Origin of the sequence: Mycobacterium sp. E802 (genome assembly GCF_001666875.1) — a bacterium.
GTDB lineage: Bacteria > Actinomycetota > Actinomycetes > Mycobacteriales > Mycobacteriaceae > Mycobacterium.
The window spans coordinates 1-26323 of the sequence record NZ_LZJD01000123.1 but is presented as its reverse complement, the minus strand read 5'-3'; the positions used below and the strand labels follow the sequence as shown (position 1 = coordinate 26323).

Genomic DNA, 26323 nt, shown 5'->3' with positions numbered 1-26323 from the left:
CAGACACAAACTGAGCCAGACACCAGATGATCCAGACCCAACCACCGCAACGCGGCAAAATCCAGACTGACACTGAGACACAAACCCGTACCTTTTCGGCCGAAAAGGTACGGGTTTGTGTCTTCTCGGCAAAGGACTTTCTGCCCTACCCGTCGGGAGCGCGACGGCGCACGCTGAAGGGGTGAGCTTTCCGGACGTGACGACGCTGCAGGGCGCCCTGTCGATGGCAGTGCGTGCTCCGTCGGTGCACAACTCGCAGCCGTGGCGCTGGCGGGTCGACGACACCGGCACCCTGAACCTGTATGCCGACCGAAGCCGGCACCTGCCGGCCACCGACCCCGACAGTCGCGATCTGATGCTCAGTTGCGGTGCCACCCTGCATCATTGCGTCGTCGCCCTGGCCTCGCTGGGCTGGCGCGCCGCCGTACAGCGGTTCCCCGACCCGCACGATCCGCACCATCTCGCCCGGATCACCGTGACACCCGGCCCGCCCAGTGAGACAGACCTCAAGCTGGCCGCTGCGATCGATTGCCGCCGCACCGACCGGCGGCACTACGGCAGCACCGAGGTCTGCCCCGCCGACATCGCGCTGATCGGGATGCGGGTGGCCCGCATGGGCGTCACGATGCGCCGGGTGGAATCGATCGAACAACTCAACGGCCTTGTCGAACAAGCGATTTCCAAACACATCAGCGACGATGCCTACCTCACCGAGCTGACCCGGTGGAGTGGTCGTTACCGCTCACTGGCCGGCGTTCCCGCACACAGCACCCCGGCCCCGGACCACGCCACGACCGTGCCGGGCCGCGTCTTCGCCGGACCGGCACTGGCGCAGCCACCCCACCGGTCCGGCGCGACAGAGAACGCCGCGGTCCTGGCGCTGGGCACGCATGCCGACGACGCCCAAACGCGCCTGCGGGCCGGGGAGGCGACCAGCCTCGTCCTGCTCACCGCGACCACACTGGGCTTGGCGACCTGCCCGATCACCGAGCCGTTGGAGGTGGCGCATACCCGGTCGGCGCTGCGAGAGGAGTTCTTCGATGACCGGGAGTACCCGCAGATGTTGATCCGGATCGGTTGGCCGGCCGAGCAGGCCGCGCCGCTGCCTGCCACCCCGCGCCGCCCCGCTCTCTGACTCAAAACTATTCGGGAAGTGGTGCAACCCAACGCAATACCGTGCCCCCAACGGGCCGGTCGGTGACGGTGAACTCGCCACCGGCATCTGATGCGCGGGCTCGCAGATTGCCCAGCCCGCTCTCGGTGACCTCGGCGGCGATCCCGCACCCATTGTCGGAAACCTCGATGGACAGATCGTCGGCCACCTCCACCCGCACGGTGAGTTCGGTTGCCCCAGAATGTCGCACCGCATTGCTCACTGCCTCACGCACCACCGCCTCGGCGTGATCGGCCAGGGCGGCGTCGACGACCGACAGCGGCCCGATGAACCGGGCCTCGGTGTGCAGACCGGCATCGGCGAACTGGCCGATCACCGCGTCGAGCCGCTGTCGCAACCGCGTCGTCCCCGCCTGGGCGTTGTGCAGGTCGAAGATCGCGGTCCGGATGTCCTGGATCACCGCCTGCAGATCGTCGACGGTGGCGGTGAGTCGCTGCTGCACGTCGGCCGAACGCGCCCGCGGGATGGTGCCCTGCAGCGACAGACCCACGGCGAACAGCCGCTGGATCACGTGATCGTGCAGATCGCGCGCGATCCGATCCCGGTCGGCCAGGATGTCGAGCTCCCGCACCCGGCGCTGCGAGCTGGCCAGCTGCCAGGCCACCGCGGCCTGGTCGGCGAACGCCGCCGCCATGTCGAGTTGCTCGGCGGTGAAGACGCGGGCGCCCTCGCCGCGCACCGCCACCAGCACACCGGCCACGGTGTCGGTGGCCCGCAGCGGCAGCACCAGAGCCGGCCCGGCCAACCCGTCGAGCTCGAGCCGGTCGAGCCGGCGCGGTGTGCCGTCGCGGAAGGCGGCGATCACCGCGTCCTCCACCCCGCCGACCAGGATCGAATCGATCGTCGTCGGTCTGCCCGCCGCGGCGGCCACCACCAGTGTGTCGACGTCACCGACGGGGATCTCCCCGGCCTCGTCCAGGGGCGGAACGGCGACCACGATGCGGTCGGCACCGGTCAGCTTGAGCGCCTCGTCGGCCACCATCCGGAACACGGTGGCCGGATCGGTGCCGCCGAGCAGTTCGGTGCCGATGTCGCGAGTGGCGGCGATCCAGGCCTGCCGGTCGCGGGACAGCTCGTAGAGCCTGGCGTTTTCCACCGCGACGCCGGCCGCCGCGGCCAGGGCCTCGACGAGCACCTCGTCGTCTTCGCTGAACGGCTGTCCGTTGGTCTTGTCGGTGAGGTAGAGATTGCCGAACACCTCGTCGCGGATCCGCACGGGCACGCCGAGGAAGGTGCGCATCGGCGGGTGGTTGGGCGGGAATCCGACCGAATCCGGATGCTGGTGGATGTCGTCGAGCCGGATCGGTTTCGGGTCGTCGAGCAACACGCCGAGCACACCGCGCCCCTCCGGCAGGTGCCCGATCAGGGCCCGCGTCTCGTCGTCGATGCCCTGGTAGACGAACTCTGTCAGCTCGTGGCCTTCGCCGCGCACACCGAGCGCGCCGTAGCGGGCGTCGACCAGCTGGATCGCGGTCTGCACGATGGTGCTCAGCGTCACCTCCAGATCCAGACCCGAGGTGACCGCCAGCATCGCCTCCACGAGGCCGTCGATTCGGTCGCGTCCGGTGATGATCTCCTCGACGCGGTCCTGGACCTCGGTGAGCAACTCACGTAACCGCAACTGCGAGAGGGTCTCTCGCAACGGCGAGATCCGCGGCTCGTCGCCGCGGTGCTCGGAGTGACCGCTTACGCTTCCCATGCTGGCATCTCTACTGCCGGTGCCGGTCCAGTGTGGAGGCGAACACCGCGGCCTGGGTGCGTCGTTCCATACCGAGCTTGGCCAGCAACCGGGACACGTAGTTCTTGACGGTCTTCTCGGCGAGGAACATCCGCGCCGCGATCTGCCGGTTGGTCAGCCCCTCCCCCAGCAGATCGAGCAAGACCCGCTCCTGTTGGGTCAGCCCGGCAAGCGGGTCGGAACGCTCGGCATCCCCGCGCAGTTTGGCCATCAGCGCGGTCGCGGCGCGATTGTCCAGCAGGGACTTGCCGGCCCCGACGTCCTTGATCGCCTGAGCCAGCTCCATGCCTTTGATGTCCTTGACGACGTAGCCGCTGGCGCCGGCGAGAATGGCATCGAGCATGGCCTCGTCGGAGGTGAACGACGTCAGCATCAGACAACGCAGATCGGGCATGCGCGACAACAGATCCCGGCACAGCTCGATCCCGTTGCCGTCGGGTAGCCGGACGTCGAGCACCGCGACGTCGGGCGCCACGGCCGGCACCCGGGCCATGGCCTGGGCCACCGAGTCGGCCTCGCCGATCACATCGAGCTCCGGATCGGCGCTCAGCAGGTCGATCAGCCCGCGACGCACCACCTCGTGGTCGTCGACGAGGAAGACTCTGATCATCCCCCGAGTCTCACAATCACTGGCGCCGATCGCAAGCGAGCACCGCGCAACCGGCCCGGTCCAACACCTCCTGCAGCTCGGCCGAAACCGGATGGTCAGCGGCCAGGACGAGCATCTGAACCGACTCCGGTTGTGCCGCCAGGTATTCGGTGGCGCTGTGGTAACCGTCGATGCTCTGCACATCGAGGTCGGGCGAACGACGCAGCGCCCGGGTCAGGCGTCGCTCCAGCTGGGCGGCCGACAACCGGTCGCGTTCGACAACGGCTGTGGCGTCGTACATCTCCCGGTGCCGGGCGGCCCAGGTGGTCAGGACCCGCAGCGGCGCGCCGCGTCGCAAGGCCTCCTCGATGGCGGCGTGCAGCGCATCGTTGCCGGCCGTGCGGCCGTCGACTTCGACCAAGACGGCCGCGGTGGTGGCCGAGGCTGCAGCGGCGGGGGCGATCAGGGTATCGGTCACGGTCATCTCCTATTCGAAGGTCAGGAAGGTCTCGACGGCACGCCGCGGTGTGGGCGGAGGTGAGTCGGTGAGCGCCGGGGCGATACCGATCCGGATCAGCAGCTGCGGGCAGGCATCGCGGTTGATCAGGGTGCCGATGATGTCGCGGCTGGCGTGCAGCTCGGTGACGTGGCTGACGGGGCAGGTGGCCAGGCCCGACAGCGTGCATTCGAGCAGCAGCGCCGACAGTGCCTCACCGGCGTCCAGCGCGTCGCCCCGGCTGTAGCCGTCAGTGGACAGCACCACCAGTGTGGCCGCGTCGTCATGAACGCTCGGCCGACGATCGCTGTGCGCGGTGACCGGGAATCCGCGGGACACCGCGACCCGCTCACTCTCGGCCGCCGACACCAACGAACTCTGCGGGATGCCGTCTTCGGTGGCGAACGGGGTTGTCCACCAGGCGAGTTCGGCGTGGTAGGCAGAGTCGTAGAGGCGCAGTGACTCCGTCAGGGCCGCGGCCTCAGCCACCTGAGCACGCATGTCCTCGGCCAGCACGTCAAGGTGCACCGGCCCGTCGCCCAGTCGCACCCGCAGCAGCCGTTCGAGGGCATCGACGTCCGGGTAAGCGGCCATCGGCAACCGGTCGGTGTGCCGGGCCAGGATCACATCCGCCCGTCGGCGGTGCGCCTCGGTGACGAATTCCATGGGCGAGAACTGCAACGTCGCCAGATGGTCGAGGTCGTTCGGATTGGGGAACCGCTCGACGGTGGTGGACCAGCCGCCCGCGGCCATCGCGACCCGCAGATGGTCCAGGAACACACCGCAGCTGATGATCGCCTCGCGCGCGGACCGGTCGGTGGCGGTGACCACGCGGTTCGGGTCGAGGTGCAGCTGCACGCCGCCGCTGCCGGCGATCAACCGCCACGGTTGGGTGTTGTGCAGCGACGGGGCACGCGATGCCAGCTGCACAGCATTGGTCAGAACTGCTGAGTCGAACATCGTGTCGGGCATGCTTCAAGCCTCGTCGCGCCCGAGCCCGCCGGTTAGGGTCTTTGGTCCTCAAACCGACGCGATGTGCGTCTCATGCCCCGTTGTTCGGACCTCCTGAGTTGGCCCCGGGGATGTCGGTGATCGGGAAGTTCGGCATCGGCGCCGGCGACGGCGTCGCGGGCAGCGACGGTATCTCTTCGACCGGGATGTCGTGGAGCGCCTCGGCCGGTGGCACGGGCGGTCCGTTCTCCCGGCTGCCGTAACTGGAGCCGGGCTCACGTTCGCCGAGCATGTGGCTGACCGTCACCAGGTGGTAGCCGTTGGCCTTGAGCACCGGGATGAACTGGTACACCAGATCGACGGTGGACGAGTAGGTGTCGTGAAAGAGCACGACGGAGTTCGGCTTGATCTGCGTCATCAGCATGTAGCGAGTCGCTGCGGTGTTGGCGTCGTTCGCCCAGTCGAACGGGATGACGTCCCAGTTGATGTCGGCCAATCCCTGTTTGCGGGCCTCGGCCAGCACCTGATCGTTGACCAGACCGCCTGCCGTGCGGACCAGTTTGGGTCGGGTACCGGTGGCGGCCTCGATGGCGTCACTGGCCCTACTGAACTGGGCCGGAATCTCTTGCGGCGGAATGGTGGTCATGTTGGGGTGTTCCCAGGTGTGGCTGCCCACCTCCATGCCCGCCTCGGCGATGCGCCGCGCCCCTTCGGGGTTGCCCGCCACCTTGTTGCCGATCAGGAAGAACGTGGCCTTCGCGTCGTTGTCCTTGAGGATCTGCAGCAGCCGGTCGGTATAGGGGCTGGGTCCGTCGTCGAAGGTCAGCGCGATGCACTTTTCCTTCGCGCAGTCCACATCGTCGGGCCCGTCACGGTAGATGTGCCCGGTGAGCACCCCCGCCACCACGACCACAACGGCGGCCGCCACGCCGACGACGGTCCACCGCCATGCCTGACTGTTGGGGAACCTCGCCACCCCGGCAGCCTACCGGCTGGCGATTTGGGTGCGTTCGGTAACGCCTGGCGTTACCGAACGCACCCAAATCACTCCGGACTCAGGGGCTCAGGGCAGGGCGCCCGGGCTGAACTCCTCCAGCATCTCGGTGACCAGGGCGGCGATCGGTGAGCGTTCGCTGCGCTGCAGGGTGATGTGGGCGAACAGCGGATGCCCCTTGAGCTTCTCGATGACCGCCGCGACGCCATCGTGGCGGCCCACCCGCAGGTTGTCGCGCTGGGCCACATCGTGGGTGAGCACCACCCGCGAGCCCGCCCCCAGCCGTGACAGCACGGTCAGCAGCACGTTGCGCTCCAGCGATTGCGCCTCGTCCACGATCACGAACGAGTCGTGTAGCGAGCGGCCCCGAATATGGGTCAGCGGAAGCACTTCCAGCATTCCCCGGCTGAGCACCTCTTCGAGCACCGCCGGGCTGGCCAGCCCTTCGAGGGTGTCGAAGACGGCCTGGGCCCACGGCCCCATCTTCTCGCTCTCGCTGCCGGGCAGGTAGCCGAGATCCTGGCCGCCGACGGCGTACAGCGGCCGGAACACCACCACTTTGCGCTGAATTCGGCGTTCCAGCACCGCTTCCAGGCCGGCGCACAAGGCCAGCGCGGATTTGCCGGTGCCGGCCTTGCCCCCGAGCGAGACGATGCCGACGGATTCGTCGAGCAGCAGATCGAGAGCGACGCGTTGTTCGGCTGACCTTCCCCGGAGGCCGAACACTTCGCGATCACCACGCACCAGCTGCACCCGCTTTTCGGCGTTGACCCGGCCGAGCGCCGACGAGCTGCCACCGAGCAAGCGAATTCCGGTGTGGCAGGGCAGATCCCGAGCATCGGCCAGATCGATCTCGCCGTCGGCGAACAGGGTGTCGATCTCCTCGGCGGCCACGTCGAGTTCGGCCATGCCGGTCCACCCGGACACCACCACATCCTGCGCGTGGTACTCGTCGGCAGCCAGGCCCACCGCGCCGGCTTTGACGCGCAGCGGGATGTCCTTGCTCACCAGCGTGACATGCTTGCCCTCGGCAGCGAGATTGGCTGCGCAGGCGAGAATCCGGGTGTCGTTGGTCTCGGTGCGAAAGCCCGTGGGCAACACCGACGGGTCGATGTGGTTCAACTCGACCTGAAGCGTGCCGCCTTCTGCGCCAACGGGAATCGGCTGATCCAGCCGCCCGTGTTCGAGCCGCAGATCATCGAACATCCGCAGCGCCTGCCGGGCGAACCAGCCCAGCTCATGGTGATGCCGTTTGGCCTCCAATTCGCTGATCACGACCAGCGGGACCACCACTTCATGCTCGGCGAACCGGGTGCATGCCCAGGGATCGGACAGCAACACGGAGGTGTCGAGCACATAGGTACGGACAGGCTGTTCAGTCACGTGGCGCTCCTAGAACCCGCGCGGCCCCACACGAGTTGCTCGGTGGACACTGCGGCACCAGGACCGGAGCCGGTCCTCTCGAGATTCAACCGATCGGTACCGTCCGGACAGCAGAGCATGTCGCTAGCCATCGGATTCGACGCTACTCCCGCCGTGGCGGGGTTGCTGGCTGGCGCGCCGGGCGAAAAAACGCCGCCGCGTCACGTGTTGATGAACTCCTGGAGCTGGGGTTCGTCGGCCAGTCCCCAGGCCGTGATCCGGTCGGAGATGACCTGCGCCAACGCGGCCTTGTCGAAGATGCCCGCCTCGGCCACGACCGCCACCTTGTCCTGGTAGGCGTCGATGTCCGCGCCGATCACGTCGAGTTCGCGCGCCCGGGCGGCGATGGCCGCGATGGTCTCGTCCCGGTGCGTACCGAGCAGGTGCGAGACCAGGTTGGCGAAGAACAGCTCGTGACGCTCCTCGTCCACCACGATGCGGTCGATCAGCGACCCCAGCACCGGCTCGGTGATCTGTCCCCGCAGGTTGCGGGTGAAGACTGCGTGGGCGCGCTCGAAGTACGCCATGAACACCAGCGTCTCGATCTGGCTGTAGCTGTCGGCGCGGTAGCCCTTCATCACGTGCTCGACGCGGACGTCCTCGTTGGCCGTCGGATCGATCTCGCGGGTGACGACGAGGTAGTTGCGCAGCGCCACGGCGTGCAGGTGCTCCTCGGCGGTCCAGCGGCCAAGGAAGCGCCCCCACTTGTCCTCGAGGATGAAGTGCTCGACGAGTTCGCGGTGGTATCCCGACAGGTTGTCCTTGGTGATCAGCAGGATCTCCAAGGCGTCGGTGACGTTCTTGGGCAACGTCACCTGCGACGGATTCCAGTCATTGCCACCGAGGAAGGCGAAGTTCTCGCCCTGGTCGAAGGGCACGTAATCGTGCGCGTACCAGAGAACCTCGGTGTCGAGGTGACGACGCAGCTCGGCCTCGACCACCGGCTCGAGCTCAAGGGTCAGCGCATTAGCGACAGGTTTCTGTGCCATGAGGTAACTGTAACCCGGGTTTACATGTTTCTAAAAGTTGGGGCGCCGTGTGTCGCGACACCCGGCTCAGAGCGTGAGCCCGGGGTACAGCGGGTTGGCGTCGAGCAGCTCCGCCGAGCCCGCGCGCACGCGCTCGGCGGTGCCGTCGGCCAGCTTGTACTTGGCTTTGGACGTCCCCTCGGGCTGGGTGTTGGACAGCACGTCGACGATCAGCTCGGCGACCCGGTCGAAGTCGTCGGCACCGAACCCACGGCTGGTCAGCGCCGGCGTGCCCAGCCGGATGCCGCTGGTGTACCAGGCGCCGTTGGGGTCGGCCGGGATCGCGTTGCGGTTGGTCACGACGCCGGCGTCGAGCAGGGCCGACTCGGCCTGGCGGCCGGTCAGCCCGAACGAGCGCACGTCGAGCAGCACGATGTGGTTGTCGGTGCCGCCGGTGACCAGGCCGGCGTCGCGCTTGACGAAACCGTCGGCCAGGGCCTGGGCGTTGTCGGCGACCTGCTGGGCGTAGGTCTGGAACGCGGGCTGGCGCGCCTCGGCCAGCGCGACGGCCTTGGCCGCCATCACATGGCTCAGCGGCCCACCGAGCACCATCGGGCAGCCCTTGTCCACGGCCGGGGCGAATTCCTCGGTGGCCAGCACCATGCCGCCGCGCGGGCCGCGCAGCGACTTGTGCGTGGTCGTGGTGGTGACGTGGGCGTGCGGCACCGGGTCTTCGTCACCGGTGAACACCTTGCCGGCCACCAGACCGGCGAAGTGGGCCATGTCGACCATCAGGGTCGCGCCAACCTCGTCGGCGATCTCGCGCATCTTGGCGAAGTTCACCCGGCGCGGGTAGGCGGAGTAGCCGGCGACCAGGATCAGCGGCTTGAACTCACGGGCCGCGGCGGCGACGGCGTCGTAGTCCAGGAAACCCGTCTCGGGATTGGTGCCGTAGCTGCGCTGGTGGAACATCTTGCCGGAGATGTTGGGCCGGAAGCCGTGGGTCAGGTGACCGCCGGCGTCCAGGGACATGCCGAGCAGGCGCTGGTTGCCGAGCTTGTTGCGCAGGGTCTCCCAGTCCGCCTCGGACAGGTCGTTGACGTGCTTGGCGCCGAAGTTCGCCAGCTCGGGCGCCTCCACCTTGGTGGCCAGGATGGCCCAGAAGGCAACGAGATTGGCGTCGATCCCCGAGTGCGGCTGGACGTAGGCGTAGGGGGCGCCGAAGAGTTCGCGGGCGTGCTCGGCGGCCAGCGCCTCGACGGTGTCGACGTTCTGGCAGCCCGCGTAGAAGCGGTGCCCGACGGTGCCCTCGGCGTACTTGTCGGAGAACCACGTGCCCATGGTGAGCAGCACGGCCGGGGAGGCGTAATTCTCGCTGGCGATCAGCTTGAGCGAATCACGTTGATCGGCAAGCTCTTTGCGGCTGGCTGCGGCGACCCGTGGCTCCACGGATTCGATGACCTGCAAGGCGGCCTGGTACGCGGCACTGGAAGTGTCGGCGTAATCAGCGCCGGAAGCCGCGGGCAAGGTGGATGACGAGTCTGCTGCCATGACTTTTAGCCTAGTCGGGCCTTCGGTGGGGCCGACGACGGGCACCCTCGCAAAAACCCAGGCGGGGCTCCATTTGCCCCGCCCGGGTTGCAGGTTCTCGGATCAGTTGCGGTGGTTCCAGGCGCCGCCGGCCTTGCCGTGAATGGCAGCGCCGCCGCCCTTGCCGTTGGCCAAACCGCCGCCGGGATATCCCTTGCTCCAGTCATGGCCGGCCCACGCACCGCCGGGCCACGGGCTGACAAGGGGCGGAATCTCGACACCGGTGCCGCCAGAGGTGGCGGCGTCGGCAATGCCCGAGATCACCGACGTCACCGGATCGCTACCGACCTTGGTGAACGGCGCTTTCTTGCCCCCGGGATTGACCGGCGCCACCGGATCGCTACCGACCTTCGTGACGGGCGTGGCGTTGGCCACGGCCGCCGAGCCCAGGATTGCGGTGAGGCCGAGCGCCCCCGCCACCATGGCCGCACCGGCCATGCGCGTGAGCTTGTCGAATCTTTCTCGCGTGCTTGACATGATCTTTCCTTTGCCAGGCCCGGCTCGATCACCAGACCCTACGGCAAAATGTTACCGGCGGGTAACCGAAAATATCAATCACTTGAGATCGAGGTAACAGAGTTGTTTCTGGACAAAGTTGAGCACAGACCACTCAATCCAGACGACTTGGCGCCGGGCCCGCCGGACGTCGGATAAATCAGTTTGCTACCCGGTTCCCGGGGGCTGTCCGTGGGTTTCAGCGCAACGTCGACGGGATCAGTGGCTCGTCGAGCAGCCGACCGAAACGCTCGGTCAGCGTCACGCCCTCGGGCCGGGCATCCAGCCAGCCGCGCAGCAGGCGGTAACCCTCGATGTAGGTGCTGGTGTACGCCCGCCACAACGGCGAGGACAAAAAGCGCAACGTCTGGCGGGCCCGCTCGTCGTTGATCAACAGCCACCGCTTGAGGAATTCCACCACCTCGTCGACGTCGCGATGCTCGTCGTGCAGCATCAGTGCGGCGTCCTGGCGGACGTCGGCCAGCCCGGCCATCGCCTCGGAGATCGCTTCCGCGCGCTCACCGTCGAACCGCAGCCCAAGGTCGGCGTAGATGTCGGCGGCCCAGGCTCCCCAGCCTGGCCCGCTTCCCGTCGCTTCGCTCGCCCCGTCCCCGACGATCGCATGCAACGCCAGGTCCGCCAGGCCCTCGGCCATCAGGCATTGCGGGGTGTTGACGAGGAAGATCGTCTGTTCGGCCTGACCGTCCCGGGCCACCAGCCCGGCCTCCTTGCGGCAGTGCTCGGTGTGGTGCCCGGGATAGGACTCGTGGGCCACCAGCCGGGGCAGGTTGGCCATCTGTTGTTTGAGATCGGCGTTGACGGCCACGGTGGACTTGTAGTCACCCAGGTAATAGTTGAAGCCCGACCAGGGTTTGTCGGTGACCACCTCGTAGGTGATGGTCTCGGTCTCGGGCAGCGGGTAGGCGGCGCGCACCTTGTCTCGCAGGGCCGAGGAGAAGGCGTGAATGCACTCCTCGAGCCGGGCCGGCGAAATCTCGTCGCCGCTGCGGTGGGCCTGGATTCGTTCGGCCAGTGGGCCGGTGCCGCCGAGCGCCTCGTCGAGTTTGGCGTGAGCCTGCCGATACTTTTCCGGGTCTCCCTTGGCGATCCGGACGTCGAAGTAGGCCTGCACCTCGTCGACGAAACCGACGTCTTCCCCGGCGAACTTGCGGCCCGCACAGTTCAACGCGCGCAGGTGGGCCGCGAGGTATTCGGCCCGGCCGCGCTCGAGGTCGTCGGGGATCTCGCCGAGCAACCGGTCGGCCTGACGGGCCAGGTCAGCAGGGTCGGGCGTGGGCTCGTTCTCGACCGCGCGGCGCAGCTGCGGGTCTCCGGTGAACGAGTCGACATAGCCCTCCTCGACCCGGTCGAAGCGCAGACCGAGCAGTAGGTATTCGCGGATCAGAGTGCTGGAGTCCATCCCCTTCGCCATGACCACAACCGTAGATGTAAGACTGACCGAATGCCGCGGCCGAGCGAGCCGAGCCCCTATGTGGAGTTCGACCGAAGTCAATGGCGTGCCTTGCGCATGTCGACACCGCTGAAACTCAACGAGGATGAACTGCTGCGTCTGCGCGGTATGGGCGAGAAGCTCGATCTCCTCGAGGTCGAAGAGGTCTACCTTCCCCTGGCCCGGTTGATCCACCTGCAGGTGGCCGCGCGGCAGCGGTTGTTCGCCGCCACCGCGGAGTTCCTCGGTGAGCCGCAGCAGAATCCGGACCGGCCGGTGCCGTTCGTCATCGGCGTCGCCGGCAGTGTGGCGGTCGGCAAATCGACCACGGCCCGCGTGCTGCAGGCCCTGCTGGCCCGCTGGGGCCACCATCCCCGGGTGGACCTGGTCACCACCGACGGCTTCCTCTACCCGAACAAGGAACTGCATCGTCGGAACCTGATGCATCGCAAAGGGTTCCCGGAAAGCTATGACCGGCGGGCGCTGATGCGGTTCGTCACCGCGGTCAAGGCCGGCGCCGACGAAGCCTGTGCCCCGGTCTATTCACACCTGCTCTACGACATCGTGCCCACCGAGAAGCAGGTGGTCCGGCATCCGGACATCCTCATCCTGGAGGGGCTCAACGTCCTGCAAACCGGTCCGGCCCTGATGATCTCGGACCTGTTCGACTTCTCGGTGTATGTCGATGCGCGCATCGAAGACATCGAGAAGTGGTACATCTCCCGGTTCCTGACCATGCGGTCGACGGCGTTCGCCGATCCGGCCTCGCACTTCCACCACTATTCGACGTTGACCGATGAGCAGGCCGTCTTCGCCGCCCGCGACATCTGGCATTCCATCAACCGGCCCAACCTGATCGAGAACATCCTGCCGACCAGGCCGCGGGCCACGCTGGTGCTGCGCAAGGATGCCGACCATTCGATCAACCGACTGCGGCTGCGCAAGCTCTAGGCAACTCCGGCCGGCGCTGTGACCAGCGGACCACACCGCACATCGAAACGCTCCGCCACGGTGTCCAGAGTGCGCCGCAAGTGCTCGCGGTCTCGGTGATGGGTCGCCATGAACCGGGCAGTGCCCATCAGCTGTCGCGGCATCGGGTACCACCGGTTGAAGTCCAGGCCGCAGTCCCGGAACACCTTGACCGGCAAGGCATCCGAGATGAGGCTCAGGTTGTGCTGAGCCAGCGTGAACATCGAATACACCAGCGCCTTCTTGGATTTCTGCGCCAGGTCCTGCAGGTCGAGTTCATAGAGCGGGACGGTGTTCAGCTTGCCCAGAAACATCAGGTGTGTCGCGAAGTAGGCGGCAAATGACGTCAGATGCATGGTGGCCGAACGCATTTGGATCGACAGAATCGACCCGTTGCCACAGACGTACGGCTCGTAGGGATACTCGCCGTTGGCGAGGTACCCGGTGCAGTTCACAATCCAACTGCCCGGCGTGACGGCTTTTCTGGCCCCGCTGCGCAGCACCAGATCGGCGGAGCCGTTGCTGTCGACGACGTCGACGAGGTGGTCCATCACCACGTCGTTCAACCCGGCTGCGATGGCCGCGTTCTCGGCCTCCGACAGGACGCCGGCCATGTAATGGTCGGCCTGCTGCGTCGGGCAGGTGGCGTAGGCCGACCGGAACCACCGGGTGACGTCGTCCTCGTTGGTGCCGTCGAAGAGCCGCGTCATCTCGATGGACAGCTTGGTCAACGAGGTCCCGCCCGACCAGCGCCGGGAACCGGCCGGGAAGAAGCGATCCCGACTGGCGAAGAACGTGCCCGACCCCGCCACCATGTTCACCTCGCGCCCCGGACTCGACGTGATCAGTGCGTGCACGGTGTCCATGGCGGTCTTGCCGCTGCCGATCACCCACACCGGGGTGTCGCTGTCGTGGATCTCCCCCGAGCGCACGTCACATGAGTCAGGTGACACCGACCGCACCCGATCGCTGGAGAGCTCCAATGCATCGTTCGGCGTCACCCGCACGCCGTAAGCCTTGATCAATCTGTCCGTCCGGATGGTGTGCATTTGCCCGTCACCGTCACGGCAGATGACTTGTACGGCACCGCCGCTCGTCTCCGCGGACTGGAAATCCCAGCCGTAGCGTTCCTCCACGCGCACCCGCTGTTTGATCTGCTGCAGGCAGTAGCTGAAATGGTCGAGCACCTCGGGTTTGGTGGCCAGATATGAGGGCTCGCGACCCAGGGTCCACTTGATGTTGCCTGCGGTGAACATGGGATGCGGTTGATGCAGCCGCACATACGGATACGTATCCACCCACATGCCGCCGACCCGAGGACGACGGTCGATCAGGATGATCTTCTGATCAGGTCTCAGGTAGGTGCTGGCCACGAACAGCGCGTTCAAGCCGCACAGGCCGGCACCGACAATGCACACATCGCAATCTTCTGAAGGCATCGCAATTCTCCCGGATATCGCCGCGTGAGCTCAGTGTGCGTCCGAGAGATCGCCACGCCACGAGTAGTGCACTACCCGACTTTCAACGGGAGCAACACCCAGAGCCTCGGGCCCCGGGTGTTGCTGTCGGTGAGAATCAGGCCGGAATCCGCTTGACCCCCACGTACTGCAGTTCGGCCATCACCAGCGTGTAGAGGCCGGTGACGATGACGACAACCACACCGGCCGTGGTGAGTGTCATGGTGAAGACGGCGGCCAGGGCGATGACGGTGCAGGCGGCATTGGCGATCACGGTGCCGATGCCGGCGGGACGTACCCGTTCGATCCCGGCGAGGGCGAACACCGCGATGCCGTAGACGACCGAGAAGATGCCGACGCCGTATTCGACCGACGTGGGCAGGCCGGTGAGATCGGCGAACCACCCGGCGGCGGCCAGCAGCGCGATGCCGCTGATCCCGACGAGAACGGCGTCCAGTCGCATGGCCAGGCGCAGTAGCGAATCTGTCTGGGTCTGGGTGGCGGTGATGGCGGACATGATTCTCCTTCTTTGGTGGTGATTACCGGTGGTGCATTCACGTCGATCGGTGGAACACCTCCGACCTTGCTCACCAGCCGCTGCCAGATCGACGCCAAACACTGCCAAGCACTGCCAAGTGCAGGTCAGCGGCGGTTCGGGGTCCTACCGAGCGGCGGAGCCGACGGCCGCCAGATCGCCGCGCAGATCCGCGGCGATCACGCGCGCGGCGGCGTTCTGCCAGTTGTGCAGTGAGCGCTGTGGCACCTCGGTGACGAACCACTGCCAGGCTTGGCGGGCCACCGGGTCGAGCCCGGCCGCGGTGGCGTTCTGCGCGTAGGCGCGGACCCCGACGACGTAGGGGAAGTACAGCGAGTTGTAGTGCCGCCACTGTTCGGTGGTGCCGAAGTCGCCGCCGTCGCGGGGTTTGAGCGCGGCGATGCGATCGGCCAGCAGGGCCTTGAGCTCGTTGGCCCGCTCCAGGGGTTGATCCGGCGCCCCGCGTTGGGCCAGCCGGGCGTCGATGGCGGGCAGCGCGGTCAGCGGGCTGGCGACGAGCTTGGACAGATCACCGTAGTGGCCGAGGGCGCGGCGGGTGAGCCGGATGAAGGCGTCGTCGTCGATGTCACCGAGCGGGTGACCGGCCCGCAGCGGCAGCGCCGCCTCGGTCTGACGCAGGGCCTCCCGGTCGGCGCGCAGGTCCGGTGACCGGGAGAAGGCCAGCCGGTCGAGCACCCCGGCCAGCGGATCGGCCAGCACCTCCACCGCCACCGCGACTGCCAGGCTGGTGAACAACAGCACGGTCAGCACGGTGTGGCCCGTCCCCGCGTCGAGCACCGCCATCCCGATGAGGGCTTGCGCGGCGAACGGCACCGCGATCACCAGGGTGCCGATGATCGAGCGACGCATGTCCGCCCGCACCGCGTGCCCCTCGTCGAAGGCGTCCCAGATCGCCACGGCCACCCCGAGCAGCGCGACATCGAATCCCGTCGACGCCAGGGCCAGCCAGCTGGGCACCAGCCCGAGCGGGATCACCAGGATCGCGTTGCCCAGCGCGAAGAACAACGTGGCGACGATGATGAAACCGACGACCGACCCGGGCTTGGCGCCACAGAGTACGGCCTTGACCATGGCGCCCAATGACGACAGCGAGATCACCGCGAACATCACCCAGTGCCCGGTGCGCAGCGGGCCGTCGACGCTGCCCGCCATCGCCGCCCCGGCCAGCGCCAGGACCGCGACGGCGAAGATCGCCGCGATCTCCCCGACACGGGAGCGGAAGGTGTCCGCCGGGCGGGCGAGTTCGACCATCACGGCGAACCAGGCGATACCCGGCAGCGCGACCAGATAGATCTCGATGCGGCTGAGCATCTCCGAGCCGGTGACGAGCCGGACCGCGTCGAGCGCGACGACGACGGCGAAACTCGTCAGCCCGATCGCGGCGAGGACGAGGACGGGTTTACGCGGGTCTCGGGCCAGCAAGTAGAGACCCAGCCACCAGCTGAGCGTGAAGACCACTGCCGACAGCGCAGCCATAGGTTCAGTTTGGCACTACTTGCCGAAGCGGCGGTGCCTGGCTGTGTAATCGCGCAGGGCGCGCAGGAAGTCGACGCGGCGGAAGGCCGGCCAGTACGCCTCGGTGAACCACATCTCCGAATATGCGCTCTGCCACAACAGGAATCCGGACAGGCGTTGCTCACCGGAGGTGCGGATGACCAGATCGGGGTCGGGTTGGCCTGAGGTGTACAGGTTCTCCGAGATGCCGTCGACCGTGACGGCATCCACGAGCTGCTCGGCGGACGCGCCGTTGGCCAGCTCCTTGGACAACAACGAGCGCACCGCGTCGACGATTTCCTGGCGCCCGCCGTAGGCGACGGCGACGTTGACGTGAAACTTTCCGTCCCGGCCGTTGGTGCTCTCGACGGCCTCGCGCAGTCGCCGGGCCGGCTCCTCGCCCAGCAGCTCGAGGTCGCCGACGGTGCGCACGCTCCAGGTGTTCGTCGGGGCGCAGATCTCTTCGACGACGTCGGTGATGATCTCCAGCAGCGCGGCCAGCTCTTCGGGATCGCGCTGCAGGTTCTCCGTCGAGAGCAGGTACACCGTCGTCATCTCGATGCCGGCGGCCTGGCACCAGCGCAACATCTCGGCGATCTTGGCCGCGCCCATCCGGTAGCCGATGCTGACATCGTCGTAACCCGCGTCACGTGCCCAGCGGCGATTGCCGTCACACAACACGGCGATGTGGCGGGGCAGTTCGGATCTGGCCTGCGCCAGCTCCTGGCGCAACCGCATCTCGTAGAGCCGGTAGGCCGGTTCTTTGAGCCGCGGGGGAATGATGTCCACGACAACCCAGACTACTGTGAGCACCGGGGAACACCATGTGTTGTCAATGGAGGTGACATGACCGCGCCGACCGGTAGCACCAAGCCGTATCGCTCAGCCGCCGCGTTGAGCCGGCCCGCCGAAGACCTGCCCGAGGCCGTCGCCGAAGGTGTCGCCCAGTTCCTCGGCAAACCACGCGCACGGGGCTGGATCCACGTCTACTCGGCGGTGGTGGCATTCATCGCCGGCGCGGCGCTGGTGTCGGTGTCCTGGTCGGTGGAGTCGTTGCGCGCCGGGCTGGCCACCCTGCTCTACACCTTCACGATCGTGGCGATGTTCACCGTCAGCGGCACGTACCACCGGGTGAACTGGAAATCGGCGAACGCCCGCAAATGGATGAAGCGCCTGGATCATTCGATGATCTTCATCTTCATCGCGGGCAGTTACACGCCGTTCGCGCTGTTGGCCCTGCCCGAATCCAAAGGCATGGTGTTGTTCTGGATCGTCTGGGGCGGGGCGATCGCGGGCGTGTTGCTCAAGATGTTCTGGCCGTCAGCGCCACGCTGGCTGGGCGTGCCGCTCTACATCCTGTTGGGTTGGGTGGCGGCCTGGTTCATCGGGCCGATCATGCACGGGGCCGGCGTGGCCGCGGTGGTGTTGCTGATCGTCGGCGGCGCGCTCTACAGCATCGGCGGCGTGCTCTACGCGCTGAAGTGGCCGAACCCGTGGCCGACCACGTTCGGTCACCACGAGTTCTTCCACGCCTGCACGGCCGTCGCGGCGATCTGCCACTACATCGCCATGTGGTTCGCCGTCTTCTGAGCTAGAGCTGCTTGACGTCGGCGGCCGACCAGTATGCCTTCATCGCGGTGATCTGGCCGTCGGCGTTGAACGTCATCACCTCGATCGGCTCGATCCGCATCGCGTCACCGACGTTGATGGCAAACAGGAACGCCGCCTCATGGCCGCCCGGACGGAACTGCAGCAGCTCGGTCGTGATGGCGGCGCCTGCCGCGGTGAGGTTCTTGTAGAAGCCCTCGATCGCCTGGCGTCCGATGTGCACCTCACCGCTGCCCACCGGATCCTCCAGCGTCGCATCGTCGGCGTACAGCGCGGCGACCTCGGCCGCGGAACCACCGGCGACGGTATCGAGGTAGCGCTTGACGAAGGATTCCAGGGCTGCGGCATCGTGGCTCATGGCCGCGAGGCTACACGGCGCCGGTTGAACCGTCCGGCAGTTCACCACCCAGTGAGATGGCGAGCTCGGCGACCGTCGTCACCGGCAGGTCGCACACCGTGCCGCGGCAGACGTATGCGGCGTCGGCGCCGTCCACCCGATCGCGTCCGTTGAGTAGCGCCGAAGAGCCGGGGGCGCCACCGATCACGATCGCCCCACCGGGTGCCATGCGGCGTGCGGCGGCCAAGAGATCAGAGGTCGCCTCACCGGCCACCGCGATCTGGATCGGCCCGCGCACCTGGGCCTCGGCCACCGCCAGCCAATGCCCGCCGGAGCGGGCCGCGCGCGCCAAGATCGGCGTCGCGGAGGACAAAGTCGCTTGTGCGGCATCGAGATAGCGCGGTGAGCCGGTCAGGTGACCGCCCAGCTGTAGTGCCTCGGCGATCAGCGACGCGCCTGACGGCGTCGCGCCGTCGATCGGGTCCGCCGGCCGCACCATGAGTTGCTCGGCATCGTCGGCGGTGTCGAACCAACGACCCGGCTGATCCGGATCGGCGAAATGGTCCAGCGCGGTGTCCAGCAGGCCGGTGGCCTCGTCCAGCCCGAACCCGGTCAGCTGGTAGAGCGTCAACAACGCAGTGGCCAGCGCCGCATGGTCCTCCAGGATTCCCGCGCTGTCGCCCACCTGGCCACCCAGGCTGGCCCGGCGCAGCCGTCCGTGCACCAGGTGCAGATCCAGTATCCGTCGTGCGCATTGCTCTGCGGCAGAAAGGAATTCGGGCCGATTCAGCGCCACCGACGCCTCGGCCAGGGCTGTGATGGCCAGGCCGTTCCAGGCGGTCACCACCTTGTCGTCGCGGGCCGGCTGGGGACGCAGCGCGCGGGCGGCCCACAACTTCGTGCGTACCGTCTCGAAGCGGGCTTCGTCGTCCGGATCGCGTCGCAGCTGCAGCACCGAGGCCCCGTGCTCGAACGTGCCGGCCGGCGTCACACCGAAAAGTGAAGCAGCCCAAGCGCCGTCGTCGTCGCCCAGAACAGAACGCAGTTCGTCCGGGGTCCACACATAGGTCAGACCCTCATGTCCCCCGGCATCGGCGTCCAATGCCGAGGTGAACATGCCACCGGCCGCCAGGTCCGACAGCACGAACGCGGCGGTTTCCTGGGTTATCTTGCGCGCCAACGGGTCCTGCGTGCGACGCGCCATGTGCGCATAGGCCCGCAGCAACAGCGCATTGTCGTAGAGCATCTTTTCGAAATGCGGCACCACCCAGTGCGGGTCGACGCTGTAGCGGGCGAAGCCACCGGCCAGCTGGTCATAGATACCGCCGCGGGCCATCGCCGAGCAGGTGCGCTGCACGGCCTGCAAGGCGGCCACCGACCCGGTGCGTTCGTGGTGGCGCAGCAACGCTTCCAGCAGGGCCGAGGGCGGAAACTTGGGGGCTCCGCCGAATCCTCCGTTTGCGGAATCCTCGTCGTTCAGCACTGCGGCCACCGCGTGGTTGCACAGCTCGGGGACCACCGGCGCTCCCCCGCCGGGCAGCCCGGCCGACATCGACCGCAGCTCGGCGGTGATCTGATCCGAGGCCCGTTCGACCTCGTCGCGGCGGTCGCGCCAGGTCTCGGCGACGGCGGCCAGCAGTTGCAGGAAACCGAGCTTGGGGTAGTAGGTGCCACAGAAGAAGGGCCGGCCGTCGGGGGTCAGGAAGCAGGTCATCGGCCAGCCGCCCTGCCCGGTCAGGGCGACGGTGGCGTTCATGTACACCGCGTCCAGATCCGGACGTTCCTCACGGTCGACCTTGATGCAGACGAATCCGTCGTTGAGCACCGCTGCCACGTCGTCATCCTCGAACGACTCATGGGCCATCACATGGCACCAGTGGCAGGCCGCGTATCCGATGGACAGCAGGATCGGGACGTCCCGTTCGGCGGCCTCTGCGAGCGCCTCGGGCGTCCACTCTCGCCAGTGCACCGGATTGTCGGCGTGCTGGCGTAGGTACGGGCTGGTGGACCCGCCGAGCGTGTTACCCCGTACCGGGCTCACGTGGCTGACCCTGGCTATCCGGGGCGTGATCGGGGGCCTGGTCGAGGGAACTGTCCACCGAGCCGTCGGCGGTGCCCTCGTCGGCGGCCTGGTCGGGTTCGGGGTGTTGCGGGTCGAAGGACTCGGGAAGCTTGCGCAGGTGCCGGTTCATCGACCAGACCAGAGCGAACGTGCCGATCAGCAACGCCACCGTGATCAGCAGACCCAGCGGCGTCGCCTTGCCGAACTCCGGGCCGGTGTTACGCGGCTCGTCGGCGAGCAGTGTGATCACTGCGGTGAAGGTGTCGATCATCTCTCAATCCCGGTGAACAGGTCGTCTTCCGGCAGCTTCACCGGCACGCGCGACCGCGCCAACTCGAACTCCTCAGTCGGCCACAACCGCTGCTGCCACTCGATCGGCGCATGGAAGAAGTCGCCCTTCGGGTCAATCTGGGTCGCGTGTGCGCGCAGCGCGTCGTCACGCTGACTGAAGTACTCCGAGCATTCAACACGGGTGGTGACCCGATTGGCGAATATGTCGTGATCGGGGTCCCAATGCTCGAGCCATTTGGCGAAGGGACCCTGCTGACCGTTCTTGGCGAACTCGTCCTGCAGCAGCTGCATTCGCTGACGCAGGAAGCCGTGGTTGTAGTACAGCTTCGACACGCTCCACGGCTCCCCCGCATCCGGGTAGAGCCGGTAGTCGGCGGCCGCCTCGTACGCCGCCACCGACACCTGGTGGCAGCGGATGTGGTCGGGGTGCGGGTAGCCGCCGTTCTCGTCGTACGTGGTCAGCACGTGCGGCCGGAATTCACGGATCACCCGCACGAGCCGGTGCACCGGCTCGTCCAGCGGAACCAGCGCGAAACAGCCTTCCGGCAGGTCGGGCAACGGGTCACCCTCGGGCAGGCCCGAGTCGACGAACCCGAGCCAGTGATGCTCGACGCCGAGGATCTCGGCGGCTTTCGCCATCTCGTCCCGGCGCACCTCGTGGATCCGGCCATGCACCTCGGGTAGATCCATCGCCGGGTTCAGGATGTCACCGCGCTCGCCACCGGTCAGCGTCACGACCATGACGCGCGCTCCCTCGGCCGCATAGCGCGCGGTGGTCGCCGCACCCTTGCTGGACTCGTCGTCCGGGTGCGCATGTACCGCCATCAACCGCAGTTCACTCATGTCGCTTTCATCTAACTACGGCGTCCTCTTACCTATGCCCGCTGCCCAAGCCTCGACGTCCAGACATTGCCTGGGCTCGGGAACCAACTTGTCTCGACCTATAGTTCCAGTTCTGATGATCGAACGCCCTGCCGCCCGCTACGGATCCCGCCAAATGAGCCGCCGGACCCGGCGCTGGATCACGTTCGCCCTGGTCGCCCTCGTGGTGACGGCCGGTGTGATCCTTGCGGTCGTGGCCTACCAACGGTTGGGCAGCGGCGAGGTGAAGGGCGAGCTCAGCGCCTATGAACTGATCGACAATCAGACGGTGTCGGTGACGATCGGGGTGACCCGGCCGGACCCGTCGATTCCCGTGGTGTGCATCGTGCGGGCCCGCTCGATCGACGGAAGCGAAACCGGACGGCGCGAGTTTCTGGTCGGCCCATCCGATCAGCGGGTGGTGCAGGTGACCGCGGAGGTGAAATCGAGCCGGCCACCCGTGATCGGCGATGTCTACGGCTGCGGTACCGATGTGCCGTCTTACCTGGTAGCGCCCTGATTCTGCGGCGCGCAACAAACGCCGAACTGCGATTACATGAAGATTCGCCTGCCGCTCGGTGGTACGATTGTGCGATACACGGTTCCTCGCTGGGGCCGTGTATTGCTGCATTAGCGCTCAGTTAGGCGCTTGCGTCTGCGGCAATACACGCGCATGCCTCCGGCCCGGAAACGACCGACTTCGGACACAGGGGGGCGCGCGAGCGCCGCAGGACCAACACAGACAGGAGCACGAGAACATGACCGACACTCAGGTCACCTGGCTCACTCAGGAGGCATTCGACCGGTTGAAGGCGGAGCTGGATCAGCTGATCGCCAACCGGCCGGTGATCGCCGCCGAGATCAACGATCGCCGCGAAGAGGGCGACCTGCGTGAGAACGGTGGCTACCACGCTGCCCGCGAGGAGCAGGGCCAGCAGGAGGCTCGGATCCGTCAGCTCCAAGAGCTGCTCAACAACGCCAAGGTCGGCGAGGCTCCCAAGCAGTCCGGCGTCGCACTGCCCGGTTCGGTCGTCAAGGTGTACTACGACGACGACAAGAAGGACACCGAGACGTTCCTGATCGCCACCCGCCAGGAAGGCATCAGCGACGGCAAGCTGGAGGTCTACTCCCCCAACTCACCGCTGGGCAGCGCTCTGATCGACGCCAAGGTCGGCGAGTCGCGCACCTACACCGTGCCCAACGGCAGCACCGTCAAGGTCACCCTGATCAGCGCTGAGCCCTACCACGCCTGACGGGCGCCCCGGGGGTAAGCACTACAGTCGGGGAAATGGCGCAAATCGCCGAAGACCTGTTCCTGCTTTTGCTGGACAACGCCGCCGCACAACCCGGGTTGGACCGTCGTCGCAGGGAGAAAGTGCTCAGCGCGGCCGTCCTGCTCGACCTGGCCTACGCCTGCCGGATTCGCCCGGCCATGGCCGACGAGCCCGTCGAGGCGGGCCGGCTGATCGCCCTGAGCGGTGATTGGCCCGCCGACCCGGTCGGTGACGCGGCGTTCCACGTACTGCAACGTCGACCGCTGGCGCCGGAGACGGCGCTGGCCAAACTGGGCCGGTACACCCAGAGCACTCTGGAACAGCAGCTGGAACGCGTCGGGCAGATCCGGCGCGTCCGCATGCCCGGCAAGGGTTTTCCGGGCCGCCCGGTGTACTGCTGGCCGCTGACCAATCGCGAGCGGGTCAGCCAGGCGCGGGCGGCGTTGCTGGCCGCTTTGTTCGACGGCCACAATCCGGTACCGGCCATCGCCGCGATCATCTGCCTGCTGCACGCCGTCGACGGCTTAGGGGCGGTGTTGAGCCTCAACGACCGAGGCTGGCGCTGGGTGCACGCCCGGTCCACCGAAATCGCCACCGGCAGCTGGGTGGACGAGACCGCGTCGGCGCTGCCGGAGATGAATCTGGCGGTGACGACGTCGGCGTTACGCCCGGCCCTGATGTCCTAACTTTTCTTCCGCGAGCAGACGTAAACCCGTAGCTTTTCTGGCGAAAAGGTACGGGTTTACGTCTGCTCGGCGTCAGTGGCCGAGGGCCTGCTCCAGGTCGGCCAGCAGGTCGGCGGCGTGTTCGATGCCCACCGACAGCCGCACCAGGTCGTCGGGCACTTCAAGCTGTGAGCCGGCGGTCGAGGCGTGGGTCATCGCACCCGGGTACTCGATCAGCGACTCCACCCCACCCAACGATTCGGCGAGAATGAAAAGCTCGGTGCGCGAGCACAATTCACGTGCCGCCTCCGGCCCTCCGCGCAGTCGCAGGCTGACCATGCCGCCGAAACCGGACATCTGACGCGCCGCCAAATCATGGTTGGGGTGGCTGTCCAGGCCGGGATAGAGCACCGTTTCCACGGCCGGATGCCCGTCGAGGAATTCGGCGATCAGCGCGGCATTTTCGCTGTGCTGACGCATCCGCAGCACCAGGGTCTTGAGCCCGCGCATGGTCAGATACGCATCGAACGGCCCCGGCACGGCCCCGGCGCCGTTCTGCAGGAAGGCGAATGCCGCGTCGAGCTCCTCGTCGTTGGTCAGCAGCGCGCCGCCCACCACATCCGAGTGCCCACCGATGTACTTGGTGGTCGAGTGCAACACGATGTCCGCCCCGAGCAGCAGCGGCTGCTGCAGCGCCGGGGAGGCAAAGGTGTTGTCCACCAACACCTTCACCCCCGAGGACGACGCGATCTGCACGATCCCGGCGATATCGGCCACGTTCAGCAACGGGTTGGTCGGGGTCTCCACCCAGATCAGCCGGGTCCGCGGGGTGAGCGCCGAGCGCACCGCATCCAGGTTACTCAGCGGCACCGGGGTGTGCGTGACCTGCCATTGCGAGAACACCTTGTCGATGAGCCGGAAGGTGCCGCCGTAGGCGTCGTCGGGGATCACCACGTGGTCACCGGGCCGCAGCACCGCCCGCAGCGCACAGTCCGTGGCGGCCATGCCCGAGGCGAAGGCCCGCCCGTAGGCGGCCTCCTCGACCGCCGCCAGTGCCGCCTCCAGCGCCTGGCGGGTGGGGTTTCCGGTGCGGGCGTACTCGAAGCCGCCGCGGAGCCCACCGACGCCGTCCTGCGCGAAGGTCGAGCTGGCATAGATCGGGGTGTTGACGGCTCCGGTGCCCGGGTCGGGTCGGTAACCGGCGTGGATGGCTTTTGTGGCCAGACCGTGCCACCTGCGCTGTTCACTCATAACGTGACGAGCCTATCGGGGCGGATACCCGTACGGGTTGGGACCGCCCTGTGGCCCGGGAAATACCGGAGGCGCGGGAGCGGTGACGGGGGCCGGGACGCACACGGTGGCCACCAATTTGTCGGCGATGGTCTGGCGCTTGTTGTCCCACAGCGGCATCAGATAGCCGATGTAGAAGATGCTGTCGACGAAGTGGGCCACCTGTCGGAGCAGTGCCATGCCGAATCCGATCGGCTGGCCGGTCTTTTCGCTGATCACCTTGAACTTCATCACCTGCTTGCCGATGCTCTGACCGGTCTTGCCCTGGCGGTAGCCGTAGTTCCACACCGGGAACGCGAGCGTCGCCGCGAACAGCGCCAGCGTCGCCAGGACTATCAGTGCGACGACTCCGTCGGAGGGCTCGCCGGAGGACGTGGCGGCCGCCACGATGCCCATGAGAATGCCGTACCCCACGAACAAGATCCCGAAGACCGGAACCTGGTCGATCACATAGGCCAGCGCCCGATCCAGCCATGAGGTGTAGGCGTTCGGGTTCGGCACAGGCTGGTTCGGGTTCCACTGCGGTGACGGGTACGCCGGCGGGTAGGGCGGCGGGTAGCCGGTGGGGCCGGCCGGCGAGTAGGGCATCTGCGGGGGTGCCGGATGGCCGGTGGGCCCGGGTCCATATGGATTGCCCTGGCCCGCATGGGGATACGGGTTGGGGTACGGGTTCGACGTGTTGGGACCGGGGGCATATCCGGGGCCTGGCGGCTGAGTCATGTGCAAATGATGTCACGCGGCACGACGCCCACGACGCAGGCATTTCTGCCGTACGCGCCGTGGGCGTCGAAGCGGTCGAACTACGGGGTCAGCGGGGCCAGCTGAGCGCCGTTGAGCCGGCGCCAGGCATACACCGTGATCAGGGACAGCAACGGGTACGCCACCAGCAGGCCGATGCCACACAGCAGGGTGCCGACCAAGCCCACGACGAGGACCACGAGCCACGTCAGGGCGACCGGCCCGAAGTTGGCCTTGGACAGCTCGAAGCTCGCCTTGACGGCCTCGATACCGGAGAGATTGCGATCCAGCACCGCCACCGTGGTGAACATCAACATGATCGAGGCGATGATGCCGGGGATGACGCACAAGACGACGCCGATGCCGATGATGACCGAGGACACCACCGAGGCGACGACGACGTTGCCGACGTTGCGTGGCCGGAAGAAGGATCCGATGGTCACCGGCGTGCCGTTGGCGATGTCGAGCATTCCGCCGATGTAGGCCGACTGGATCACCGCGCCGATCACCACGCCCACGAGCATGACGATCAGCGAGACCAGGATTCCGGCGCCGCCCATCGAGAAGCTGTAGGAGCCGTCTTCACCTTCCACCTCGGTGAACGGCGCCTCGATCATCCGGAAGACGACCTGCAACACAACGTAGATCAGCCCGAAGACCAGGGTCGGCACAAGCACCTCGGCGGGATGCTTGCTGAACTTGTTCCAGGCCCAGGAGAACGCGTCACCCACGCTGTAGGGCGCACCGCCGAAGCTGGGCGCGCCGGCCGGCGGGTAGCCGGGAGCGGGATATCCGCCGGGCGCCGGGTAACCCGGGGGCGGGAATCCACCGCCCTGCGGTGGCGTACCCGTTGC

Annotated in this window: 27 protein-coding genes; 6 read left to right on the top strand and 21 right to left on the bottom strand. The window is 67.2% G+C overall.

Going from position 1 to position 26323, the window contains the following annotated elements:
- The first annotated feature begins 223 nt into the window (after positions 1 to 223).
- Entirely contained in the window at positions 224 to 1135 is a 912-nt protein-coding gene (locus tag A5699_RS18265) for an NAD(P)H nitroreductase (protein ID WP_067771793.1), read from the top strand.
- A gap of 7 nt (positions 1136 to 1142) precedes the next feature.
- Here A5699_RS18265 and A5699_RS18260 read toward each other — a convergent pair whose 3' ends face one another.
- The 10 genes from A5699_RS18260 to A5699_RS18215 all read right to left on the bottom strand — a co-directional run bounded on the left by A5699_RS18260 (position 1143) and on the right by A5699_RS18215 (position 11849).
- Entirely contained in the window at positions 1143 to 2873 is a 1731-nt protein-coding gene (locus A5699_RS18260; RefSeq protein WP_067771784.1) for a GAF domain-containing sensor histidine kinase, read from the bottom strand.
- A gap of 10 nt (positions 2874 to 2883) precedes the next feature.
- Positions 2884 to 3522 carry a two-component system response regulator DevR gene (gene devR, locus A5699_RS18255; RefSeq protein ID WP_067771780.1) on the bottom strand — a complete coding sequence of 213 codons (639 nt, stop codon included), beginning with the start codon at positions 3520 to 3522 and terminating at the stop codon, positions 2884 to 2886.
- Between the two features lie 16 nt (positions 3523 to 3538).
- Positions 3539 to 3979 carry a universal stress protein gene (locus A5699_RS18250; protein WP_197508332.1) on the bottom strand — a complete coding sequence of 147 codons (441 nt, stop codon included), beginning with the start codon at positions 3977 to 3979 and terminating at the stop codon, positions 3539 to 3541.
- Between the two features lie 9 nt (positions 3980 to 3988).
- Positions 3989 to 4969: an NAD(P)H nitroreductase gene (locus A5699_RS18245; RefSeq protein WP_067771774.1), complete on the bottom strand. Its 981-nt coding sequence runs from the start codon at positions 4967 to 4969 to the stop codon at positions 3989 to 3991.
- A 70-nt stretch (positions 4970 to 5039) separates the two neighbouring features.
- Complete coding sequence (locus A5699_RS18240) at positions 5040 to 5924, bottom strand: polysaccharide deacetylase family protein (RefSeq protein ID WP_067771771.1); 885 nt, start codon at positions 5922 to 5924, stop codon at positions 5040 to 5042.
- Between the two features lie 87 nt (positions 5925 to 6011).
- Positions 6012 to 7325 carry a PhoH family protein gene (locus A5699_RS18235; protein ID WP_067771768.1) on the bottom strand — a complete coding sequence of 438 codons (1314 nt, stop codon included), beginning with the start codon at positions 7323 to 7325 and terminating at the stop codon, positions 6012 to 6014.
- Positions 7326 to 7525: 200 nt separating this feature from the next.
- Complete coding sequence (locus A5699_RS18230) at positions 7526 to 8353, bottom strand: acyl-ACP desaturase (RefSeq protein WP_067771765.1); 828 nt, start codon at positions 8351 to 8353, stop codon at positions 7526 to 7528.
- A gap of 66 nt (positions 8354 to 8419) precedes the next feature.
- Entirely contained in the window at positions 8420 to 9883 is a 1464-nt protein-coding gene (locus A5699_RS18225) for a glycine hydroxymethyltransferase (protein WP_067771762.1), read from the bottom strand.
- Positions 9884 to 9985: 102 nt separating this feature from the next.
- The gene (locus A5699_RS18220; protein WP_157561323.1) at positions 9986 to 10399 is read right to left on the bottom strand and encodes a hypothetical protein; all 414 of its coding nucleotides are present in this window, start codon (positions 10397 to 10399) and stop codon (positions 9986 to 9988) included.
- Positions 10400 to 10616: 217 nt separating this feature from the next.
- Positions 10617 to 11849, bottom strand: a complete 1233-nt coding sequence (locus A5699_RS18215) for a DUF885 domain-containing protein (protein WP_197508331.1) — start codon at positions 11847 to 11849, stop codon at positions 10617 to 10619.
- Positions 11850 to 11879: 30 nt separating this feature from the next.
- On the opposite strand from A5699_RS18215, the gene coaA reads away from it, so the two are divergent.
- The gene (coaA, locus tag A5699_RS18210) at positions 11880 to 12818 is read left to right on the top strand and encodes a type I pantothenate kinase (RefSeq protein ID WP_067771756.1); all 939 of its coding nucleotides are present in this window, start codon (positions 11880 to 11882) and stop codon (positions 12816 to 12818) included.
- Here the strand turns inward: coaA and A5699_RS18205 are convergent.
- From A5699_RS18205 to A5699_RS18190, 4 genes are all read right to left on the bottom strand, one after another.
- Positions 12815 to 14275 (bottom strand): potassium transporter, encoded by a 1461-nt coding sequence (locus A5699_RS18205; RefSeq protein ID WP_067771754.1) that lies wholly within the window; start codon positions 14273 to 14275, stop codon positions 12815 to 12817. The genes coaA and A5699_RS18205 overlap by 4 nt on opposite strands.
- Positions 14276 to 14411: 136 nt before the next feature.
- Positions 14412 to 14810, bottom strand: a complete 399-nt coding sequence (locus A5699_RS18200; RefSeq protein WP_067771750.1) for a hypothetical protein — start codon at positions 14808 to 14810, stop codon at positions 14412 to 14414.
- A gap of 144 nt (positions 14811 to 14954) precedes the next feature.
- Positions 14955 to 16325: a hypothetical protein gene (locus A5699_RS18195; protein ID WP_067771748.1), complete on the bottom strand. Its 1371-nt coding sequence runs from the start codon at positions 16323 to 16325 to the stop codon at positions 14955 to 14957.
- A 15-nt stretch (positions 16326 to 16340) separates the two neighbouring features.
- On the bottom strand, positions 16341 to 17132 hold the full coding sequence (locus A5699_RS18190; protein ID WP_067771745.1) for a (2Z,6E)-farnesyl diphosphate synthase: 792 nt from the start codon (positions 17130 to 17132) through the stop codon (positions 16341 to 16343).
- 57 nt (positions 17133 to 17189) lie between these two features.
- Between A5699_RS18190 and A5699_RS18185 the strand changes: the two genes are divergently transcribed.
- Positions 17190 to 17933 (top strand): hemolysin III family protein, encoded by a 744-nt coding sequence (locus A5699_RS18185; RefSeq protein WP_067771742.1) that lies wholly within the window; start codon positions 17190 to 17192, stop codon positions 17931 to 17933.
- A gap of 1 nt (position 17934) precedes the next feature.
- On the opposite strand, the gene A5699_RS18180 is transcribed toward A5699_RS18185, so the two are convergent.
- The 4 genes from A5699_RS18180 to mca are packed head-to-tail and all read right to left on the bottom strand — an operon-like array spanning position 17935 to position 21484.
- Positions 17935 to 18309 carry a nuclear transport factor 2 family protein gene (locus A5699_RS18180; protein ID WP_067771739.1) on the bottom strand — a complete coding sequence of 125 codons (375 nt, stop codon included), beginning with the start codon at positions 18307 to 18309 and terminating at the stop codon, positions 17935 to 17937.
- Positions 18310 to 18319: 10 nt separating this feature from the next.
- Positions 18320 to 20329 (bottom strand): thioredoxin domain-containing protein, encoded by a 2010-nt coding sequence (locus tag A5699_RS18175; protein WP_067771735.1) that lies wholly within the window; start codon positions 20327 to 20329, stop codon positions 18320 to 18322.
- On the bottom strand, positions 20310 to 20621 hold the full coding sequence (locus A5699_RS18170) for a hypothetical protein (RefSeq protein WP_067771731.1): 312 nt from the start codon (positions 20619 to 20621) through the stop codon (positions 20310 to 20312). Before A5699_RS18170 ends, A5699_RS18175 begins: the two co-directional genes overlap by 20 nt.
- A complete protein-coding gene (gene mca, locus A5699_RS18165; protein ID WP_067771728.1) occupies positions 20618 to 21484 on the bottom strand; it encodes a mycothiol conjugate amidase Mca in 867 nt (288 codons plus the stop codon). Before mca ends, A5699_RS18170 begins: the two co-directional genes overlap by 4 nt.
- 115 nt (positions 21485 to 21599) lie before the next feature.
- Here mca and A5699_RS18160 point away from each other — a divergent pair, with 115 nt between their 5' ends.
- The 3 genes from A5699_RS18160 to A5699_RS18150 all read left to right on the top strand — a co-directional run bounded on the left by A5699_RS18160 (position 21600) and on the right by A5699_RS18150 (position 23462).
- A complete protein-coding gene (locus tag A5699_RS18160) occupies positions 21600 to 22022 on the top strand; it encodes a DUF4307 domain-containing protein (protein WP_067771725.1) in 423 nt (140 codons plus the stop codon).
- 238 nt (positions 22023 to 22260) lie between these two features.
- Positions 22261 to 22755, top strand: coding sequence for a transcription elongation factor GreA (gene greA, locus A5699_RS18155; protein ID WP_067771722.1), 495 nt, complete (start codon positions 22261 to 22263; stop codon positions 22753 to 22755).
- A 35-nt stretch (positions 22756 to 22790) separates the two neighbouring features.
- The gene (locus A5699_RS18150) at positions 22791 to 23462 is read left to right on the top strand and encodes a GPP34 family phosphoprotein (RefSeq protein WP_067771719.1); all 672 of its coding nucleotides are present in this window, start codon (positions 22791 to 22793) and stop codon (positions 23460 to 23462) included.
- 72 nt (positions 23463 to 23534) lie between these two features.
- On the opposite strand, the gene A5699_RS18145 is transcribed toward A5699_RS18150, so the two are convergent.
- The 3 genes from A5699_RS18145 to A5699_RS29660 all read right to left on the bottom strand — a co-directional run.
- A complete protein-coding gene (locus A5699_RS18145) occupies positions 23535 to 24692 on the bottom strand; it encodes a cystathionine gamma-synthase (RefSeq protein WP_067771716.1) in 1158 nt (385 codons plus the stop codon).
- A gap of 12 nt (positions 24693 to 24704) precedes the next feature.
- Positions 24705 to 25451 carry an RDD family protein gene (locus A5699_RS18140; RefSeq protein WP_082957772.1) on the bottom strand — a complete coding sequence of 249 codons (747 nt, stop codon included), beginning with the start codon at positions 25449 to 25451 and terminating at the stop codon, positions 24705 to 24707.
- A gap of 80 nt (positions 25452 to 25531) precedes the next feature.
- The coding region (locus A5699_RS29660; protein WP_231965754.1) for a hypothetical protein at positions 25532 to 26323 on the bottom strand (792 nt) is incomplete at its 5' end.

Excerpts from the sequence above, each read along its gene's own strand:
- A5699_RS18265 (WP_067771793.1), top strand. The coding sequence starts at position 224 with ATGGCAGTGCGTGCTCCGTCGGTGCACAACTCGCAGCCGTGGCGCTGG.
- A5699_RS18260 (WP_067771784.1), bottom strand. The coding sequence starts at position 2,873 with ATGGGAAGCGTAAGCGGTCACTCCGAGCACCGCGGCGACGAGCCGCGG.
- devR (WP_067771780.1), bottom strand. The coding sequence starts at position 3,522 with ATGATCAGAGTCTTCCTCGTCGACGACCACGAGGTGGTGCGTCGCGGG.
- A5699_RS18245 (WP_067771774.1), bottom strand. The coding sequence starts at position 4,969 with ATGCCCGACACGATGTTCGACTCAGCAGTTCTGACCAATGCTGTGCAG.
- A5699_RS18230 (WP_067771765.1), bottom strand. The coding sequence starts at position 8,353 with ATGGCACAGAAACCTGTCGCTAATGCGCTGACCCTTGAGCTCGAGCCG.
- A5699_RS18225 (WP_067771762.1), bottom strand. The coding sequence starts at position 9,883 with ATGGCAGCAGACTCGTCATCCACCTTGCCCGCGGCTTCCGGCGCTGAT.
- A5699_RS18220 (WP_157561323.1), bottom strand. The coding sequence starts at position 10,399 with ATGTCAAGCACGCGAGAAAGATTCGACAAGCTCACGCGCATGGCCGGT.
- A5699_RS18215 (WP_197508331.1), bottom strand. The coding sequence starts at position 11,849 with ATGGCGAAGGGGATGGACTCCAGCACTCTGATCCGCGAATACCTACTG.
- coaA (WP_067771756.1), top strand. The coding sequence starts at position 11,880 with ATGCCGCGGCCGAGCGAGCCGAGCCCCTATGTGGAGTTCGACCGAAGT.
- A5699_RS18205 (WP_067771754.1), bottom strand. The coding sequence starts at position 14,275 with ATGCCTTCAGAAGATTGCGATGTGTGCATTGTCGGTGCCGGCCTGTGC.
- A5699_RS18200 (WP_067771750.1), bottom strand. The coding sequence starts at position 14,810 with ATGTCCGCCATCACCGCCACCCAGACCCAGACAGATTCGCTACTGCGC.
- A5699_RS18195 (WP_067771748.1), bottom strand. The coding sequence starts at position 16,325 with ATGGCTGCGCTGTCGGCAGTGGTCTTCACGCTCAGCTGGTGGCTGGGT.
- A5699_RS18185 (WP_067771742.1), top strand. The coding sequence starts at position 17,190 with ATGACCGCGCCGACCGGTAGCACCAAGCCGTATCGCTCAGCCGCCGCG.
- A5699_RS18180 (WP_067771739.1), bottom strand. The coding sequence starts at position 18,309 with ATGAGCCACGATGCCGCAGCCCTGGAATCCTTCGTCAAGCGCTACCTC.
- A5699_RS18170 (WP_067771731.1), bottom strand. The coding sequence starts at position 20,621 with ATGATCGACACCTTCACCGCAGTGATCACACTGCTCGCCGACGAGCCG.
- mca (WP_067771728.1), bottom strand. The coding sequence starts at position 21,484 with ATGAGTGAACTGCGGTTGATGGCGGTACATGCGCACCCGGACGACGAG.
- A5699_RS18160 (WP_067771725.1), top strand. The coding sequence starts at position 21,600 with ATGATCGAACGCCCTGCCGCCCGCTACGGATCCCGCCAAATGAGCCGC.
- greA (WP_067771722.1), top strand. The coding sequence starts at position 22,261 with ATGACCGACACTCAGGTCACCTGGCTCACTCAGGAGGCATTCGACCGG.
- A5699_RS18150 (WP_067771719.1), top strand. The coding sequence starts at position 22,791 with ATGGCGCAAATCGCCGAAGACCTGTTCCTGCTTTTGCTGGACAACGCC.
- A5699_RS18145 (WP_067771716.1), bottom strand. The coding sequence starts at position 24,692 with ATGAGTGAACAGCGCAGGTGGCACGGTCTGGCCACAAAAGCCATCCAC.
- A5699_RS18140 (WP_082957772.1), bottom strand. The coding sequence starts at position 25,451 with ATGACTCAGCCGCCAGGCCCCGGATATGCCCCCGGTCCCAACACGTCG.